1 protein-coding gene is annotated in these 1,021 nt (G+C 67.6%); it reads left to right on the top strand.

Annotation, left to right across the window (positions count from 1 at the left end; all coding sequences use genetic code 11):
* Nucleotides 1-119 precede the first annotated feature (119 nt).
* A partial coding sequence (locus ABZ193_RS43600) for an IS481 family transposase (protein WP_354714699.1) occupies nt 120-1,021 on the top strand: 902 nt, incomplete at its 3' end.

The raw sequence follows: 1,021 nt of genomic DNA, 5'->3' as shown, positions 1-1,021 counted from the left end.
TGTGCTGTTCGGGGACGTTGGTGATGGGCTGACACGCTGAGGATGATCTTGATGTGGGTGAGGACCTCCGGGTTCGGTGTGGATTGCGACATCAACACCCGCATACCAGGAGGTCCTCGATGGTCCACCGTAACGCCTCGTTGACCCCGACGGGCCGGCTGCGGCTTGCCCTGTGTGTCGTGGAGCAGGGATGGTCGCTGCGTCGGGCAGCGGAGCGGTTTCAGGTCAGTCACACCACCGTGGCCCGCTGGGTGGGCCGTTATCGCCAGCACGGCCCGGCGGGGATGAACGACCGGTCCAGCCGGCCGCATCACAGCCCGAACCGCACGTCGCCTGAGGTGGAGGCTCTGGTCGTGATGTTGCGGCAGGAGCACAAGATCGGCCCGGTTCGCCTGTCGGTGCGGGCTGGGGTGGCGCCCTCGACCGCCCATGCGATCCTGCGGCGCCACGGGGTGCCGGTGCTGGCCGCGTGTGACCGCGCCACCGGCGAGCCGATTCGCCGCTACGAACGCGCTACTCCGGGCGAGCTGGTACACGTCGATGTCAAGAAACTCGGCCGTATCCCCGACGGTGGTGGGCACAAGGTCCTGGGCCGTGCCCAAGGCCGAGCCAACCAGGTCCGCACCGCCGGCGGCGGCTACCTCTGTCTGCACACCGCTCTGGATGATCACTCGCGCCTGGCCTACACCGAGATCCTGCCCGACGAGAAAGCCGCCACCTGCGCAGCCTTCCTACGCCGCGCGCACGCCTGGTTCGCCAGCCACGGCATCACCATCGAGCGGGTGCTGACCGACAACGCCTGGGCCTACCGCAAAACCACCTGGCACACCACCTGCACCGACCTGCACATCACACCCCGCTTCACCCGCCCCTGGCGGCCCCAGACGAACGGGAAGGTGGAACGCTTCCACCGCACCCTGCTCGACGAATGGGCCTACCACCAGCCCTACACCTCAGAAACCCAACGACAAGCCGCCTTCCCCGACTGGCTCGACTGGTACAACTACCACCGACCCCACAC

Origin of the sequence: Amycolatopsis sp. NPDC006125 (assembly GCF_040614195.1) — a bacterium.
Lineage (GTDB): Bacteria > Actinomycetota > Actinomycetes > Mycobacteriales > Pseudonocardiaceae > Amycolatopsis_E > Amycolatopsis_E tucumanensis.
This window is presented reverse-complemented; position numbering and strand designations above follow the sequence as displayed.